Annotated in this window: 16 protein-coding genes; 14 read left to right on the top strand and 2 right to left on the bottom strand. The window is 61.7% G+C overall.

From position 1 onward, the window contains the following. Positions 1 to 14: 14 nt before the first annotated feature. The 14 genes from MWN76_RS08000 to MWN76_RS07935 all read left to right on the top strand — a co-directional run bounded on the left by MWN76_RS08000 (position 15) and on the right by MWN76_RS07935 (position 11,964). Positions 15 to 782, top strand: a complete 768-nt coding sequence (locus MWN76_RS08000; protein ID WP_250460873.1) for an aminotransferase class IV — start codon at positions 15 to 17, stop codon at positions 780 to 782. Continuing rightward, positions 782 to 1,861, top strand: a complete 1,080-nt coding sequence (mltG, locus tag MWN76_RS07995; RefSeq protein ID WP_250460872.1) for an endolytic transglycosylase MltG — start codon at positions 782 to 784, stop codon at positions 1,859 to 1,861. The genes MWN76_RS08000 and mltG overlap by 1 nt, the downstream gene beginning before the upstream one ends. Continuing rightward, positions 1,858 to 2,490 carry a dTMP kinase gene (gene tmk / locus MWN76_RS07990; protein ID WP_250460871.1) on the top strand — a complete coding sequence of 211 codons (633 nt, stop codon included), beginning with the start codon at positions 1,858 to 1,860 and terminating at the stop codon, positions 2,488 to 2,490. Before mltG ends, tmk begins: the two co-directional genes overlap by 4 nt. After that, entirely contained in the window at positions 2,483 to 3,517 is a 1,035-nt protein-coding gene (locus tag MWN76_RS07985; RefSeq protein ID WP_250460870.1) for a DNA polymerase III subunit delta', read from the top strand. Before tmk ends, MWN76_RS07985 begins: the two co-directional genes overlap by 8 nt. A gap of 102 nt (positions 3,518 to 3,619) precedes the next feature. After that, positions 3,620 to 3,973 (top strand): PilZ domain-containing protein, encoded by a 354-nt coding sequence (locus MWN76_RS07980; protein WP_250460869.1) that lies wholly within the window; start codon positions 3,620 to 3,622, stop codon positions 3,971 to 3,973. A gap of 7 nt (positions 3,974 to 3,980) precedes the next feature. Then, a complete protein-coding gene (locus MWN76_RS07975; protein WP_250460868.1) occupies positions 3,981 to 4,757 on the top strand; it encodes a TatD family hydrolase in 777 nt (258 codons plus the stop codon). A 35-nt stretch (positions 4,758 to 4,792) separates the two neighbouring features. Then, positions 4,793 to 5,431 (top strand): dUTP diphosphatase, encoded by a 639-nt coding sequence (locus MWN76_RS07970; RefSeq protein ID WP_250460867.1) that lies wholly within the window; start codon positions 4,793 to 4,795, stop codon positions 5,429 to 5,431. 138 nt (positions 5,432 to 5,569) lie between these two features. After that, complete coding sequence (locus tag MWN76_RS07965; protein ID WP_250460866.1) at positions 5,570 to 6,550, top strand: malate dehydrogenase; 981 nt, start codon at positions 5,570 to 5,572, stop codon at positions 6,548 to 6,550. Between the two features lie 137 nt (positions 6,551 to 6,687). Next, positions 6,688 to 7,209 carry a DUF2244 domain-containing protein gene (locus MWN76_RS07960; protein ID WP_250460865.1) on the top strand — a complete coding sequence of 174 codons (522 nt, stop codon included), beginning with the start codon at positions 6,688 to 6,690 and terminating at the stop codon, positions 7,207 to 7,209. An 88-nt stretch (positions 7,210 to 7,297) separates the two neighbouring features. Continuing rightward, complete coding sequence (bcp, locus tag MWN76_RS07955) at positions 7,298 to 7,774, top strand: thioredoxin-dependent thiol peroxidase (protein WP_250460864.1); 477 nt, start codon at positions 7,298 to 7,300, stop codon at positions 7,772 to 7,774. A 428-nt stretch (positions 7,775 to 8,202) separates the two neighbouring features. Next, positions 8,203 to 8,649, top strand: a complete 447-nt coding sequence (locus MWN76_RS07950; protein WP_250460863.1) for a helix-turn-helix domain-containing protein — start codon at positions 8,203 to 8,205, stop codon at positions 8,647 to 8,649. Between the two features lie 108 nt (positions 8,650 to 8,757). Beyond that, positions 8,758 to 9,090: a preprotein translocase subunit YajC gene (gene yajC, locus MWN76_RS07945; protein ID WP_250460862.1), complete on the top strand. Its 333-nt coding sequence runs from the start codon at positions 8,758 to 8,760 to the stop codon at positions 9,088 to 9,090. 94 nt (positions 9,091 to 9,184) lie between these two features. Continuing rightward, complete coding sequence (locus MWN76_RS07940) at positions 9,185 to 10,195, top strand: D-cysteine desulfhydrase family protein (RefSeq protein WP_250460861.1); 1,011 nt, start codon at positions 9,185 to 9,187, stop codon at positions 10,193 to 10,195. A 110-nt stretch (positions 10,196 to 10,305) separates the two neighbouring features. Next, on the top strand, positions 10,306 to 11,964 hold the full coding sequence (locus MWN76_RS07935) for an alanine/glycine:cation symporter family protein (RefSeq protein ID WP_250460860.1): 1,659 nt from the start codon (positions 10,306 to 10,308) through the stop codon (positions 11,962 to 11,964). A gap of 64 nt (positions 11,965 to 12,028) precedes the next feature. Here the strand turns inward: MWN76_RS07935 and MWN76_RS07930 are convergent, their stop codons facing one another. Together MWN76_RS07930 and MWN76_RS07925 are read right to left on the bottom strand one after the other, a co-directional pair. Further along, positions 12,029 to 14,170 (bottom strand): M4 family metallopeptidase, encoded by a 2,142-nt coding sequence (locus MWN76_RS07930; protein ID WP_250460859.1) that lies wholly within the window; start codon positions 14,168 to 14,170, stop codon positions 12,029 to 12,031. Between the two features lie 457 nt (positions 14,171 to 14,627). Next, positions 14,628 to 15,962 (bottom strand): glutamine synthetase family protein, encoded by a 1,335-nt coding sequence (locus tag MWN76_RS07925; protein WP_250460858.1) that lies wholly within the window; start codon positions 15,960 to 15,962, stop codon positions 14,628 to 14,630. Positions 15,963 to 16,179: the final 217 nt, after the last annotated feature.

The following is a 16,179-nucleotide window of genomic DNA, read 5'->3' as shown; positions in this document are numbered from 1 at the left end:
GGGTGCCAGCTCTCATGCCAAAGCTTCCACTCTTCCTGCAAAATGGTATTCCCGTTGCCGCGCTGCCGCCGGACGACGCGATCCGCGACGGCCTGCTGGAAACCATGCGCTGCCAGGGCGGTGCCCTGCCACTCTGGCCCCTGCACCGCGAGCGCCTGATGCGCAGCGGCTCGGTCGGCGAGGGCGAGCTGGAGGTCATAGGCCTGCATTTGCAGCGTTTCGTCGCCAGTGCTTCCCCGGCGGCTGCCAGGGTCCGGCTCCGCATCGGCCGACAGCAGGGCCAGCGCTACTGGGATGTCGCCCTGGGGGCGCTGGGGCAGGGCCCCGGCTCGCAGCGGGGCGTCAGGCTCTTTCCCTGTCGCGAGCGGTTGCCACTGGTCGAATCTGCCAACCCGGGCTGCAAATCCCTGCTGCGGGCGGGATATAATCGCGCCGGGGAGGAGTTGCCCCCCGGGGCCGACGATGGCCTGATACTGGATGTCGAGGGCAGGGTGATCGAGAGCCTGCGCTGCAACCTGCTGGTACTGCTCGATGGCCGCTGGGTCACCCCGTATCTGGGGCGCTGTGGCGTGCGCGGCGTGATGCGGGACTGGCTGGGCCGGCGTATTCCGCTGGAGGAAGTCGATATCGGGCTGAGCCGCCTGGAGGATGCGCAAGAGCTCGCCCTGTGTAACAGTGTGCGCGGCGTTCTACCGGTGCGCGAACTGATCGGACACCGGCAGTGGTTGCCGGGAGGCGAGATCCGCCGCCTGCAGCGGCTCATAGCGAAAGAGTTGTGGTAGTGAAAAAACGACAGAGCAAGAAACAGCCCAAGACCGGACGCTCCCTGGGGCGCTATCTGCTCGGGGGCATCCTGGTGCTGCTGGTCGGCGCGGTCTTCACCCTGTGGGCCGTACAGAAGGCTCTGGTACAGCCCCTGGCGGTAGAGGACGAGGGGCTGCGCTTCGAGGTGGCGAGCGGTGGCAACCTGTCCAGCGCACTGCGGGACCTGGAACAGCGCGGCGTTCTCAAGTGGCCGCGCCTGGTGCTTGCCTATGCCTACTGGCAGGGCGAAACCGGCATCCACGCCGGCGAGTACCTGCTGCCCCAGGGCAGCAACGCCATGGACCTGGTATCGCGCCTGAACCGCGGCGATGTGACCCGCTATCGCGTGACCCTGGTGGAGGGCTGGACCTTTCGCCAGGCGCTGGCCCAGGTGCGGGCGGGGCGCAATATCGTCCAGTCCGAGGCCGGCGCCAGCCCGGAGAGTGCCGCGCGGGCGCTGGGCTTCGAGGGCGACAGCCCCGAGGGTTGGATATTCCCCGATACCTATGTCTACCGCTCCGGTACCAGCGATGTCGATCTCCTGCGCCAGGCGCGCCGGCGCATGGAGCAGGTGCTCGATGAGGAGTGGCAGCAGCGGGAGCGGGATCTCCCCTACAGCTCGCCCTACGAGGCGCTGATCATGGCCTCGCTGATCGAGAAAGAGACCGGCCTGCCGTCCGAGCGCAGCGAAATCGCCGGCGTTTTCGTGCGCCGCCTGGATCGTGGAATGCGCCTGCAGACGGACCCGACCGTCATCTACGGCCTGGGTGACGATTACGATGGCAACCTGACCCGCGCCAACCTGCGCCAGTCGACCCCCTACAACACCTATGTGATCGACGGCCTGCCGCCGACACCGATCGCGCTGCCCGGCCGCGAGGCCATCCGCGCGGCGCTCAACCCCGAACCCGGCGACAGTCTCTATTTTGTCGGCAAGGGCGACGGTTCCCACCACTTCTCGTCCACGCTGGCCGAGCACAATCGCGCGGTGCGCGAATACCAGTTGAAGCGGCGCGCCGACTACCGCTCCAGCCCGGCCGAGAAGGGGGCCGAATGACGCTGAAGCGCGGCCGGTTCATTACACTCGAGGGCGGCGAAGGCGTCGGAAAATCCACCAACCTGCAGTTTGTCACCGACTGGCTGGACAGTCGCGGCGTCGCCTATTTACAGACCCGCGAGCCGGGCGGAACGCCGCTGGCCGAGGAGCTGCGGGAGTTGCTGCTGAGCAATCGCGAGGAAGCGGTGGACCCGACAGCCGAGCTGTTGATGGTTTTCGCGGCCCGGGCCCAGCACCTGGCGCGGGTCATCGAGCCGGCGCTGGCCCGCGGCGAGTGGGTCATCTGCGACCGCTTCACCGATGCCACCTACGCCTACCAGGGTGGGGGGCGGCAACTGGACAGGGCCCTGATCGCACAGCTGGAGCAGACGGTGCAGGGCAGCCTCAGGCCCGACCGGGTGCTGCTGCTGGACCTGGATCCCCGCACCGGTCTGCAGCGAGCCGCCAGCACCGGCGCCGCCGACCGTTTCGAAAGCGAGCAACTGGCGTTCTTCCAGCGCGTGCGCGCGGCCTATCTGGAGCGCGCCGAAAGTGCGCCAGAGCGCTACGCGGTAATCGATGCGGCGCGGCCGTTGGAGCAGGTCCAGCAGCGGCTGGGCGACGAACTCGAAAAACTGTTTGATGACTGAATCTGTGCAATCCGAAGCGACCGACTCCCCAACCATTCCGTCCCCGCTGCCGTGGCAGGCAGAGCAGTGGCAGCGCCTCGGCGCCCAATGGCGCGCCGGCCGCTGTCCACACGCGCTGCTGTTCAGCGGCCAGCCGGGGCTCGGCAAGCGCCGCTTTGCCGAGGCTTTCGCCGCGCTCACCCTGTGCGAGCAGCCGCGCGACGGCCTGGCCTGCGGCGCTTGCCGTGGCTGCCGGTTGTGGCAGGCGGGTTCGCACCCGGACTTTCTGCGGGTCGAGCCGGAAAAACCCGGCGGCCCGCTGAAAGTCGAGCAGATCCGCCAGTTGGGCGGTTTTGTCGGCCGTACAAGCGGCAGGGAAGGGGCCCGGGTGGTGTGGCTGGCACCGGCGGAGGCGATGAACGTCAATGCGGCCAACGCGCTGCTGAAGAATCTGGAGGAGCCCTCGGCGTCGGTGATCTTCCTGCTGGTGACCGATTCGCCGTCGGGGCTGCTGCCCACGATCCGCAGCCGCTGCCAGTCGGTGGCTTTCCCGGCACCGGCCGGGGAGCCGGCGCTGCGCTGGCTGCACGAGGGTGGACTGGACGACCGCGCGGCGCGGCGGGCCCTGGTGCTGGCGGGAGGCGCACCGCTGTTGGCGGCGCGGCTGGCGGAGCCGGAGTCGCGGGAGCTGCGCGAGCAGTTTATGGCGGACCTGACCGCCCTGGCACAGGGGGGCGCCAGCAGCGTGACCCTGGCCGGCCGCTGGGAGGCGCCGGGAGACGCGGCGGACCTGGGCCAGTTACTGCAATTCTGGCAGCACTGGGTGTCGCAGATGCTGCGTGCGCGCAGTTGCGACCTGACCGCCGACGAGCAGATCATGGGCCTGCTGCAGCGCCTGCCGGGCAGCGGCAGCGAGAGCCTGCGCCCGCTGTTCGGTTTCAACGATCAATTGCTGCGCGCCCGCCAGTCGCTGGTGGGCGGATCGAATCCGAACAAACGCCTGCTGATCGAGGAGTTGCTGATCCGCTGGGCAAAGTTGTTCAAGTAGCCGGCCAGTGTGCACGGTGCTTCCTGCTGGAGTCCCGCAATTCTGGACACAACCGGTACGCTCAGATAAGTTACAGCCATTCGATAACAACGAGGTCCGGCTATGAAAGCCATGGGGGGCGGTGCCCGCAACGGCATCCTTTCATTGAAGATCCAGGACAAATCCGTACTCTACGCGGCCTATATGCCGTTTGTGAAAAACGGCGGCCTGTTTATCAGTACGGATAAGTCCTACGACCTGGGCGACGAGGTGTTCCTGTTGCTGAGCCTGATGGACGAACCCGAGAAAGTGCCCGTGGCCGGTAAGGTCATCTGGATCACACCGGCCGGTGCCCAGGGCAACCGCACACCGGGTATCGGTGTCCAGTTCAGCGACAAGGACAATGTCGCCCAGAACAAAATCGAAACGTTCCTGGCCGGTTCGCTGGAATCCAGCCGGCCCACGCACACGCTATAGTTGAACCATGCTTGTAGACAGCCACTGCCATCTCGATCGCCTGAAGCTGGACAAGTTCGGCGGCGACCTGAACGCGGTCCTCGACCTGGCCCGCAGCCGCGGTGTGAGCAAATTCCTGTGTGTTGGTATCAGCCTGGACAATGTCGACAGCGTTGTCGATATCGCGCAACAGAACGACGATATCGTCTGTTCCGTGGGTGTGCATCCACTCGATGTGGAATCCGGACTCGCCGATGTCGACAGGCTGCTCGAGCTGTCGAAGAAGCCCAATGTGGTCGCCCTCGGTGAAACCGGCCTGGATTACTACTACAGCACGGAAACGAAGGAGGTCCAGCGACAGAGTTTCGCCGCGCACCTGCAGGCCGCGGGTCGCGCGCAGCTGCCGGTCATCGTCCACACCCGCGACGCCCGCGAGGACACCATCGACCTGATCCGCGAACACGGCGACGCCGAGCACGCCGGTGTCCTGCACTGCTTTACCGAGAGTTGGGAAATGGCGAAGGCGGCCATGGACCTGAACTACTACATTTCGCTGTCCGGCATCGTGACCTTCAAGAATGCCGAAGAACTGCGCGATGTCGCGCGCAGGATACCGCTGGAACGGTTGCTGGTGGAGACCGATTCACCCTACCTGGCGCCGGTACCTTACCGCGGCAAACCGAATATCCCGGCCTATGTGCGCGAGGTTGCGGAGTTCATCGCCGAGTTGCGCGGCATCCCCTATGAAGAACTGGCCGAAATCACCAGCGAAAACTTTTACCGACTGTTTCCCCGGGCCGCCTGAGTCCGGGTTTCCCTTTCAATAACGGAATTCCCCCGATGTCCCAAGCGATGCAAAGACAGCTGCAGGCCATGCTGGCGCTGCAGGACGAGATCAATACGCTGGTCAACAGCGACTGGCGCGCGCAAAATTTTCCCTGGTATCGCGCCATCTGGGTCGAGAGTGCCGAATTGCTCGACCACTACGGCTGGAAATGGTGGAAGAAACAGCAGCCGGAACTGGACCAGGTCAAGCTCGAGCTGGTGGATATCTGGCATTTCGGGCTCAGCCTGGAACTGCAGCAGGGAGCGCCGGAGCAGGTGGCTGCGCGGATGCAGGCGGAACTGGGCGCGGCGCAGCGCACGGCCGGCGATTTCCGCGAAAACCTGGAAAAATTCACACTCAATACCCTGGCCAGCAGGCAGTTCGACCTGGTTGGCTTCGCGCAGTTGCTGGCGGATGTCGATATGGACTTTGAGGAACTCTACCAGCGCTATGTGGGCAAAAACGTGCTCAACCGCTTCCGCCAGGACAACGGCTACAAGGACGGCAGTTACGTGAAAAACTGGCGGGGCCGGGAGGACAACGAACACCTGGCCGAAATTGCCGCGGGCCTGGATACCGGTGCCGACGACTACAGTGAACAGCTGTACAGTGCCCTGCAGGCCCGCTACCGAGAGACTGCCGCGGTCGGCTGAATCCGGCCACAGGAGCCTGTTTACGGGCGAATTGGCGGGTTTGCGACCCGCATACCGGGTTGGGGACCGGTGCCCCGAGGTGAAATTTATTCGCAATTCTCTATAATGCGGCCCGCTTACAAACGAGGGAGAACTATCGTGAAAGCACCTGTTCGTGTTGCTGTTACCGGCGCCGCCGGTCAGATCAGCTATTCGCTGCTGTTCCGTATCGCCTCCGGCGAAATGCTGGGTAAAGATCAACCGGTTATCCTGCAACTGCTGGAAATCACCCCGGCCCTGGAAGCGCTGAAGGGCGTGGCCATGGAGCTCGAGGACTGTGCCTTCCCGCTGCTGGCCGGTATTGTCCAGTCCGACGACGCCAATGTCGCCTTCAAGGACGCCCAGTACGCACTGCTGGTCGGCGCCCGCCCGCGCGGCCCGGGTATGGAGCGCAAGGATCTGCTGGAAGCCAACGCCGCCATCTTCTCCGCCCAGGGCAAGGCCCTGAACGATGTCGCGGCGCGCGATGTGAAAGTACTGGTAGTCGGCAACCCGGCCAACACCAACGCGCTGATCGCACAGCGCAATGCGCCGGACCTGGATCCGCGCAACTTCACCGCCATGACCCGCCTGGATCACAACCGCGCGCTGTCGCAGCTGGCCAACAAGACCGACTCCAGCGTCAATGACATCACCCATATGACCATCTGGGGCAACCACTCCTCCACCCAGTACCCGGACCTGCACCAGGTGAAAGTGGCCGGTGAGTCCGCGATGGATAAGGTGGACCAGGGCTGGTACGAGGACGACTTCATCCCCACCGTGCAGCAGCGCGGTGCCGCCATCATCAAGGCCCGCGGAGCCTCCTCCGCCGCCTCTGCTGCCAACGCGGCCATCGACCATATGCGTGACTGGGCCCTGGGCACCGCCGAGGGCGACTGGACCAGCATGGGCATCTACAGCGACGGCTCCTACGGTATCCAGGAAGGACTGATCTACTCCTTCCCGTGTACCTGCAAGAACGGCGACTGGGAAATTGTCCAGGGTGTCGACATCAACGATTTCTCCCGCGAGAAGATGACTGCCACCGAGCAGGAACTGGCGGAAGAGCGCGATGCCGTAGCGCACCTGCTGCCGTAAGATATCGCCGGCCGCCCCGCGGTTCGACGAGCGAGAAACCCGCACCCAGGTGCGGGTTTTTTTCGGATGGGATCGGGCAAGGTTGAAAAAGGCGCCGGCTGCTACACTGGAAAAAAGCAGTATCCGGACTCGATATCATGGTCACTGAAGTCGGCCGCGCCTCCTCCCGCAGCGCCTGTATCCTGCTACAGCCCAACCAGTCCCTGTCGCTCTCGGGCAATCTCTGGGTGTTTATCTCCCTGGTCGCGGTGTCGCTGGGAATCAGCCTGGCATTCGCGCTCGCCGGCGCCTGGATGATACTGCCGTTCGCCGGCCTGGAGTTGCTGCTGCTGGGGGCGCTCTTCGCCTATGTCTATACGGAGAGCACCAAGCGGGAAGTGATCCGCATCAACGGCGAACGGGTGGTGCTCGACTGCTGCCGCGGCCACCGCCAGCAGAGCGTCTACCATCGGGAATTCGTCCGCGACAGTCTCGACGTGCTGGTGCGCATGGGCGGCAGCGCTACCGAGCCCGCATCCGTCAGTTTCAGTGGGCCCGAGGGCTGCCTCGAGGTGGGGGGCTTCCTCACCGACGCGGAGCGGGCGGAACTGATCCGCAAGCTGGGGCAGTGCGGTATCTGTGCCCGCAAAGAGAAGGGCTACCAGGTGCAGGAGTTCTGAGCGTCGGGATCAGTGGGGGCAGGGTGGTCGCACTTTTCGTTATAATCCCCGGCCAGTTTTTACCAGCACTTCTCAAACGGGGGTATTTATGGCATTTCCCAAGATCGGCAACCTGGCTCCGGCCTTCACCCTGCGCAACCAGGATGGGGAAAAGGTTGCACTGAAGGACTTTCGCGACCGGAGCAACGTGGTGCTCTACTTCTACCCCAAGGCCCTGACACCGGGCTGCACCACCCAGGCCTGCGGTATCCGCGACAGCGCCGGCGAGTTTGCCAGGCGTGACACGGTGGTACTGGGTGTGAGCCCGGATCCGGAGGCGAAGCTGAAGAAGTTCATCGACAAACACGAGCTGAATTTCGACCTGTTGGCAGACGATGAGCACAAGATCGCCGACAAGTACGGTTGCTGGGGCCTCAAGAAGTTTATGGGCAGGGAGTATATGGGCCTGCTGCGCACCACCTTTATCATCGACAAGAACGGCCGCCTGCGGCACATCATCGACAAGGTGAAAACCAAGACCCACCACGATGACGTGCTGGAGTGGATCGACGACAATCTGGTGTGAACGCCTGCGGTTCCGGGCCCCGGAACCGCTCCCTTTCGCTCCTCTGTACCACTTCTGCATCCCAGTCAACGGGATATCGATCCAATTTGTACAGTGGTGCCTATTGGTGTTCAGCTGTCATTTGTGACAGCACCAAAAAAATATGGCTGTCGCCCCTTGCATTCTGATTTCATGGTCTATACTGCGTTGTGTGAAGGAAAGGTGCGCCGGTACCGGAGTTGAACCAATAGGGAAGTTACCGGAGCAGTAAGTTTAATTTTTGTACAGCTCTGTGACAGATTCGGTGCCTGTTTCAGGTGCATCCCCGCACCCGGGTAGTAGCCCGCTCTCTCTATCAGTATCTTGGGGCAGGTTGAGGCAAAGGGGGTTCCGCAGGAAGCGGGCATAGAACAATAACTGCGGCTCACGGAACTTAAAGGAGCAGCTCGATGAACCATATTCAGCCAGATCAAACCTCGCTTTCGGAAGACAAACCACTGCAGCAGGCCAGGATCTCCGGTGATCCCAATATTCTGGACCAGCTTCTGGCACCGCCGGAAGCCACCAGTTTCGGTATCGCCGCGCGTGTGATCGACGTATTGGAACAGCGCATCGGCAAGGCCTCCCTGGCCATTCGCCCGGTGGCGTCGGATCTCAGTATGTCTACCCGCACGCTCCAGCGCCGTTTGCAGGAACACAGTTTGAGCTTCGCCTCCCTTCGCGATCACGTGCGTTTTCGCCACGCGGTCCACTTCCTGAAGGATACGGCGCTCAGCGTAGACGGTATTTCCCGGATCCTGGATTTCTCCGACAGAACCAGCTTTACCAGTGCCTTCAAGCGCTGGACGGGTATGTCACCCACCGGGTATCGCCGCCAGGTGCGTCAGCGGTTCTGAAAACATCGATAAGGGCCGGCCTGTATTCCGGCCCGACCAGATTGCCTCTGCAGTGCAAACCCGTTAGAGTTGGCGGCAATTGGACAAGCTGACTCTTAGAGGATTTGCATGAGCTTTTTTATTCCCGCTGCTGTGGCACAGGAAGCGGCACCGTCGCCGCAGGGTAATCCGCTGATCACGCTGTTGATGTTCGCGGGCCTGTTTGCGTTTATGTGGTTTTTTATCATCCGCCCGCAGCGCAAACGCCAGAAGGAACACCAGGAACTGGTTTCGTCACTGAAGAAGGGTGACGAGGTGGTAATGACCAGCGGTATGCTCGGTCGTGTGGAAAAAGTGGACGACGATTACATCGTACTGGAAGTGGCCGACAACATGTCGCTCAAGTTCCAGAAGGTCGCCGTTCACGCGATTCTGCCCAAGGGCACCATCAAGAAGATCTGAGCCGCGTCTCTGATCCACTGCACAAGAACCCGGCATTCGCCGGGTTTTTTGATTCGGGCCGACAGTGCCCTTCCTGGACAAGCGGGAAAAGACCATGGAACTTACTTTTCCGGCGCGGGTTCGCCTCGCCAACCTGCCCACCCCCCTGCAGCCACTGGACCGCATCACTGAAAAGTTCTCCACGCCGTTCGGCGGACCGCGCCTGTGGGTGAAACGTGACGATCTCACCGAGTCAGCCATGTCCGGTAACAAACTGCGCAAACTGGAATTCATCGCCGGTGCGGCGCGGGAGCGGGGTTGCGATACGCTGATCACCTGCGGCGGGATACAGTCGAACCACTGCCGCACCACCGCACTGGTGGGGGCCAGGCTGGGGTTTCGTGTGCAGCTTATCCTGCGCGGCGAAGTCAGCGGGCCGGTGGACGGGAACCTGCTCCTGGATGAGCTGGCGGGAGCGTCGACCGCCTGCTACCCGGCCCGCCAGTACTTTGAGGAGCTGCCACAGTTGTTCGAACACTGGAAAAACTTCTACGCACAGCGCGGGCACAGGGCATTCTGTATTCCCACCGGCGCCAGCGACGGGCTCGGCATCTGGGGCTATATCGCCGGCGCTGCGGAGCTGCTGGAGGATTGCCGGGAGGCGGGTTTTGAGCCGGAGCATATTGTCTGTGCCACCGGCAGCGGCGGCACCCAGGCGGGCCTGACGCTGGGCTGCCAGCTGAATGGGGCCCGCGCGCTGGTGACCGGCTATGCCGTCTGCGACAACGCCGAGTACTTCCGGCGCAAGGTGCGTGAGGATGTGCGCCACTGGAGCGAGTTGAGCGGCAACCACATCGACGAAGAGCAGCTGGATATCTCGGTCAATGCGGATTATATCGGCCCGGGGTATGCCGAGGCCGACGAACCGGTTTACCGTACGATTGCCGATGCGGCGGCGCAAGAGGGGCTGTTACTGGACCCGGTATATACGGGCAAGGCCTTCCACGGCCTGCTGCAGGAGCTGCGCAAGGGACGCTACCGGGATTGCGAAAACCTGGTTTTCGTGCATACCGGCGGTCAGTTCGGGCTGTTTCCCCACCGGGAAAAGTTTTCCTTCCTTCTGTAAAATGGCCGCTTACTGTTCTACTTTGACGGAAGCTGCTAACCTGCGCTGCAATCGGCAGCTTCGGCTGTACACAAAACAATCAGAATTAAATAAGAGTAGTGGGGGCTGATTTGGAATCCTTCAATCATGTGCTGTTGTCCCTGGACGGCCTGCTCGGCTCCGCACCCTGGTTCCCCTGGGTGCTTTTGGGGGTCGGTCTGTTTTTTACCCTGTACCTGGGCTTTCCGCAGATTCGCTATTTCCGCCATGCGGTGAAGATTGTCCAGGGCAAGTATGACAAGCCCGGTGACCCGGGTGATACCTCTCACTTCCAGGCACTCTCCACGGCTCTCTCCGGTACGGTAGGTACCGGTAATATCGGCGGTGTGGGCCTGGCGATTTTCCTCGGTGGCCCGGCCGCGCTTTTCTGGATGTGGGTCACGGCCTTCCTCGGCATGACCACCAAATTTGTCGAGGTAACCCTCTCGCACAAATACCGCATCAAGGCGGCGGACGGTTACTTTGCCGGCGGGCCGATGTTTTACATGGAGCGACGCCTGAACATGAAGTGGCTGGCGGTGCTGTTCGCCATCGCCACGGTGATCTGCTCCTTCGGTACCGGCAGCCTGCCGCAGGTAAACAATATCGCCCAGGCCATGTACGATACCTTTGGCCTGAACAAGGCGCTGACCGGCGGCATTCTCGCCATCCTGCTGGGGATGGTAATCATCGGCGGTATTACCCGCATCGCCAAGGTGACCTCCACCATCGTGCCGATCATGGCGGTGCTGTATATCATCGGTGCCCTGGCGGTAATCACCTACAACTACCAGAATATCATTCCGTCCTTCGTGGCAGTCTTCAAGGATGCGTTCAACGGCACTGCGGCAGCGGGCGGCTTCCTCGGTGCAACCTTTGCCTACGCCTTCAACCGCGGCGTCAACCGCGGTCTCTTCTCCAACGAGGCGGGGCAGGGCTCCGCACCCATTGCGCACGCCTCGGCAAGAGCCGACGAGCCGGTGTCCGAGGGCATGGTTTCGCTGCTGGAGCCGTTTATCGACACCATCATCATCTGTACCCTGACCGGGTTGGTGATCCTGTCGTCCGGCGTCTGGACGGAAAAACACATGAACCGGTTCGAGCGCGCCGATATGGCCGTGGTCGCCGGCACCTACACCGACGACCAGCCGGAAAATGTGCAGCAGTTATTCGGTTTCCTGACCGACGGCGACAGCGACGTACAGGCCTACAGCGGCTCCGTGGTGGTGGCCGATGGTCGCGCGCTGAACAGTGATGAGTTCACCATCATCAATGCACGCTCGGTGGCGGAGGATGTCGAGTTCCGTGTGGGAGAGGACAACTTCAGCGGTGTGCTGACCGTGGTCGACGGAGAGTTCGTCAACCCGAATGTGGATGTCTGGGGCAACTCACTGCTGCACTCGGTGGCGCTGACCAACGTGGCCTTCCAGAAAGGCTTCTTCGGTGAATACGGCAGCCTGATTGTCACGCTGGGGATCCTGCTGTTTGCCTTCTCCACCGCCATCGCCTGGTCCTATTACGGCGACCGCTCGATGATCTACCTGTTCGGGCCCAGGGCGGTCATGCCCTACCGCCTCGTCTATGTGGTGGCGTTCTTCTGGGCGGCGATCGAGGACACCACCGTGATCTGGAACCTGTCCGCGGTGGCCATTGTGATCATGACACTGCCGAACCTGTTTGGTATCAGTATCCTCGCCCGGGAAATGAAAGATACCGTGAAGGATTACTGGAAAGATCCCAGCCACAAATAAATGTGATTCGGTAAAAAAAAGGGGCAGCCAACTGGCTGCCCCTTTTTTATTGCCCCATCGGATGTCAGGGGCTGGCCTGGGCCTCGAGGGTTACCCCGGAATAGGCGTTGTAGCCGCGGATACTGATATACCAGGTACCCGATTGTGGGTTGTTGAAATTACAGTTCTCGCTGTTGCCCGCACTGTAGGGCCGGCAGTCGTAGTTGCCGGTGGTGGGTTGTGCACCGTAACGGACATAGAGATCCCCGTCGCCGCTGCCTCCGGACATCTGTACATCCAGTGACGACATGCCGGAGGAGACGTCCAGGGTAAAGTGCTGCCAGGAGCCCTGGTTGCCGGACAGGTTGGTTTCCACCCAGCCGTCGCCGCTGCCACCACTGCCGTCTTCATCGAAACTTCCGACCAGGCTGACGCCGGAGAAGCTGCTGTAGGCGCGCACCATGACATAGTAGGTACCGGCCTGGACATTGGAGATATTGCAGCTCTCGGCGTTGCCGCCGATGTAGGGCCGGCAATCGTAGCTGGAGGTGGTCGGGGCGGAACCGAAGCGCACATACAGGTCAGCGTCACCGCTGCCGCCGGAGGTCTGGAAACTCAGGTTGCTGGCACCGGCCGGCACCTCGAGTGTGTAGTGGATCTCCTCACCGGTGCTACCGGAGAGATTGCTTTCCGCCACACCGTTCTCCAGTTCGCCGCCACCGGGATTGCCACCGCCGCCGCAGTTGGAGGTGGATACGCCCACGGTATCGAAGGCGGCAGTCACTGCGGCCAGGTCGTAACCGAGATCTTCGGTTGCCGACACCACGCCGCAGGCGGCGTCGATATAGTCACTGGTCGGGCTCCAGTACATCTGGTTGGCCAGCACGAAGATATCGAAGGCCTGGCGCGTATCCCAGCCGCTGGTATTGGCGATCAGGTAGAAAGCGCGGTTGTAAACGCCGGAGCTATAGTGCACGTCCATGCCGGAGTAGTAGTCGGACGCGTGCCCGATGGAACTGCCGTCGAGGGTGGGATCCTCCATATAGCGCAGGGCGCCGCTCGCCTTGAAGATATCCGCACCCACCAGCCAGTCGTTGCTGCCGCGCATGAAATACTCGGCCGCTTCACCGGCCATGTCGGAGAAGGCCTCGTTGATACCGCCCGACTGGGCCGAATACTGCAGGCCGGAGTTCTGCTCGGTAAAGCCGTGGCTGACTTCGTGGGCGGAGACGTCCAGGCTGACCAGCGGGTGGAAAGTGCTGCCGCCATCGCCAAAGGTCATCTGGCTGCCATCCCAGAAAGCGTTTTCATAGCCGTTGCTGTAGTGCACCCGCATGCGCAATTTCTGGGTCAGCGGTGCGGTGTTGTACCAGTCGCTGTACAGGTCGAAGACCACTCCGCCGAAAAAGTGGGCGTCGTTCAGCGGCGAATAGGCGCCATTGATGGTCTTGTAGTCGTTGTACGGGCAGGTAAACGAAAACACGCTGCCGCCGCTGGTACCGTGATTCATGTCGACGGTTTCGACGTTGGTGGTATCCATGCGACAGTTGTCGTCGACCGTCATCGCCGGGTAGTCGGTACCGTATTCGTACATCCCGGTTTTCTGGTTGCCGCCCGGGCCGGTGGCGTCTTGGGCGTGGGCGAGGCCATCCCAGTGCTCGAGCACTTCGCCGGTGAGCGCGTCGATGAAGTAGAAGGGCCGCGTGGGCTCATCGCCATACTCCACCCAACTGACCAGGTAGGCCAGCCGCGCGCGGTCCTGGTCGTCGATATGGATGTAGAGCTGCTGGCGCCGGTTCTTGGCGGCCAGCTGCAGCGCCGGCACCGACAGGGCGCCACTGATCTGCCCCTGCTGGGCGCGCAGGTTGATGGTGTGGTCCATGGCCCGCTGGAGCGCATTGGCAGCTTTGATGGAGGGGGTTACCGCGGGAACCTCCAGTGTCAGGCCGCCGAGCACATCGCCGGCGACCTGTGCCGCGGCTCCCTGGCCGGAACTGGTCACCGCCTGCCCCCAAACCGGAATTCCCTTGTGGGTCTGGCGATAGCGGGTAACTGTCTTGCCGTTGGGCAGGGTGCGGGAGCGCACCTCTTCCAGGGCGATGTCGGTACCACTGGTGGCCGCCAGTGCCTGCGGGGAGAGCATGTCCGGGGTTGCCGGAATCCTGTCCGCCGCCTGGGCGCCGACTGCCAGTGCAAGAGTGCAACTGAATCCTACAAAACGCTTCATTGCTTGCTTTTCCTTGTTTCTTATTTGCGGTTTTGAATCCGGGCTCCGACCGCGAGGGATCGCCTCAGCGCAGCGCTCTGGGAAACTTGTAAGAGCGCGCTGTGCCGGTCGGGTTCGGATACGTGGAAGGTCAGACTGCTAGAAGACTGGCCGGAGAGGTGGGCCCACCAGGGTGGGGCGCTGCTCCGCTTTCTCAGACCGAAATGTTCGGTGTCACCGAACGGCTTTCAGAGTACACGCTGTACTCAATATGACAATGAAGTGATGATGGAGATACTTTCTGTTTTGCTTCTTTTGATTATCTTTGCGTTACTGATCACAATGGCAAACTGACTATCCTAATTTAGCTGAATGACCACTCGGTGCTGGGCGAATCATTTTGAACAGCCGTGTCCGTACACAAAAAAAAGCCCCGGTCTGGGGCTTTCCTGAATGGTCGCTGCACTGTTTTTATGCATCAGACGTTCAGTAGCAGGTACTCTCTCTCCCAGGAACTGATCACGCGATTGAATTCCTCGTATTCGTCGCGCTTGATCGCACTCCAGGCGCGCACGAATTTTTCCCCGAACATCTCCTCGGCCTCCTTGCACTCCAGCAGTAAGCTGAGCGCGTGCTCCTGGGTGCGGGGCAGGGAGATCGGCTCTTCCGAGCAGTCGCCCTGGTAGGGTTCGCTCGGTTTGATCCCGTTGACCATGCCCAGGTAACCGCAGGCGAGGGAGGTGGCAATGGCCAGGTAGGGGTTGCAGTCCGCCCCGGGGAAGCGGTTTTCCAGGCGTTTGGCCTGCGCCGAGCTGTCCGGTACACGCAGGCCGGTGGTGCGGTTGTCGTAGCCCCAGTGCAGGCTGGTGGGTGCGGCAATTTCCGGGGTGAAGCGCCGGTAGGAGTTTACGTTGGGGGCAAAAAAACTGATGAAGCCCGGGGTGTATTTCTGCATGCCACCGATAAAGTGGTGGAAGGTTTCGTTTTCCCGCCCCTCGTCGTCGACAAAGATATTTTTACCGGTGTCCGCATCGACGATGCTCTGGTGAATGTGCAGTGCACTGCCGGGTTCGTGTTCCATCGGCTTGGCCATGAAGGTGGCATAGATGCCGTGACGCAGCGCCGTCTCGCGCACCGTGCGCTTGAAGGTGAAGACCTGGTCGGCCAGCTTCAGCGGATCGCCGTGCAGGAAGTTGATTTCCATCTGCGCCGTGCCCGATTCGTGGATCAGCGTGTCCACATCCAGCCCCTGGGCTTCGCAGAAATCGTACATGTCCTCGATGATGGCCTCGTACTCGTTGGCTGCATCGATGCTGTAGGACTGCCGGGTTTTCTCGGTGCGACCCGAACGCCCGACCGGCGCGGAGAGTTTTTCATCCGGATCCAGGTTGCGCTTGATCAGGTAGAATTCCACCTCGGGCGCCACGATCGGTTTCCAGCCGCGCGCGGCAAATTTATCCAGCACAAACTTGAGGATGTTGCGTGTGCTGATCGGATGCGGCTGGCCGTCCCGGGTGTAGCAGTCGTGGATGATCTGCGCCGTGGGCTCGTTGGCCCAGGGGTTCAGGCGGATGGAATCCGGATCCGGGACCAGCAGCATATCGGTATCCGCCGGGTCCACCAGTTCGTTGTGTTCGTCGACATAGTCGCCGGTGACCGTCTGCACCAGAATACTCTCCGGCAGGCGGCTGTCCTGGGTGAGGAATTTGTCCGTGGGGGTAAATTTGCCCCGCGCGTTGCCGGACATGTCGGGCACCAGACACTCCACTTCGGAAATGTTGTGTTCTGCGAGCCACTTCTTGATCTTGTCCATGTTGCACCTTGATCGGAATGATCGATCCCAGTCGCCGGACTGGGCTGCATTATTATATGCCCGGGTCACCGACTGAGACTTGCGCGTTAATGGCAGCCTAGCCTGCAGCCGGACCGGTCGGGTCAGAAAGTGATCGCAAGGGAGTATCGATCACAGGCTTTGATTATGACAACAAACCGAATTATTATTCAATTATAAATTGAATTATTGTTCGGTT

The organism is Microbulbifer litoralis (assembly GCF_023634065.1).
Taxonomy (GTDB): Bacteria; Pseudomonadota; Gammaproteobacteria; order Pseudomonadales; family Cellvibrionaceae; genus Microbulbifer; species Microbulbifer litoralis.
Note: the sequence above shows the minus strand (reverse complement) of the source record. Positions and strands in the feature narration are given on the sequence as shown.

Excerpts from the sequence above, each read along its gene's own strand:
- MWN76_RS07930 (WP_250460859.1), bottom strand. The coding sequence starts at position 14,170 with ATGAAGCGTTTTGTAGGATTCAGTTGCACTCTTGCACTGGCAGTCGGC.
- MWN76_RS07925 (WP_250460858.1), bottom strand. The coding sequence starts at position 15,962 with ATGGACAAGATCAAGAAGTGGCTCGCAGAACACAACATTTCCGAAGTG.
- MWN76_RS07970 (WP_250460867.1), top strand. The coding sequence starts at position 4,793 with ATGTCCCAAGCGATGCAAAGACAGCTGCAGGCCATGCTGGCGCTGCAG.
- MWN76_RS07940 (WP_250460861.1), top strand. The coding sequence starts at position 9,185 with ATGGAACTTACTTTTCCGGCGCGGGTTCGCCTCGCCAACCTGCCCACC.
- MWN76_RS07975 (WP_250460868.1), top strand. The coding sequence starts at position 3,981 with ATGCTTGTAGACAGCCACTGCCATCTCGATCGCCTGAAGCTGGACAAG.
- MWN76_RS07980 (WP_250460869.1), top strand. The coding sequence starts at position 3,620 with ATGAAAGCCATGGGGGGCGGTGCCCGCAACGGCATCCTTTCATTGAAG.
- MWN76_RS07985 (WP_250460870.1), top strand. The coding sequence starts at position 2,483 with ATGACTGAATCTGTGCAATCCGAAGCGACCGACTCCCCAACCATTCCG.
- bcp (WP_250460864.1), top strand. The coding sequence starts at position 7,298 with ATGGCATTTCCCAAGATCGGCAACCTGGCTCCGGCCTTCACCCTGCGC.
- yajC (WP_250460862.1), top strand. The coding sequence starts at position 8,758 with ATGAGCTTTTTTATTCCCGCTGCTGTGGCACAGGAAGCGGCACCGTCG.
- MWN76_RS08000 (WP_250460873.1), top strand. The coding sequence starts at position 15 with ATGCCAAAGCTTCCACTCTTCCTGCAAAATGGTATTCCCGTTGCCGCG.
- MWN76_RS07950 (WP_250460863.1), top strand. The coding sequence starts at position 8,203 with ATGAACCATATTCAGCCAGATCAAACCTCGCTTTCGGAAGACAAACCA.
- tmk (WP_250460871.1), top strand. The coding sequence starts at position 1,858 with ATGACGCTGAAGCGCGGCCGGTTCATTACACTCGAGGGCGGCGAAGGC.
- MWN76_RS07960 (WP_250460865.1), top strand. The coding sequence starts at position 6,688 with ATGGTCACTGAAGTCGGCCGCGCCTCCTCCCGCAGCGCCTGTATCCTG.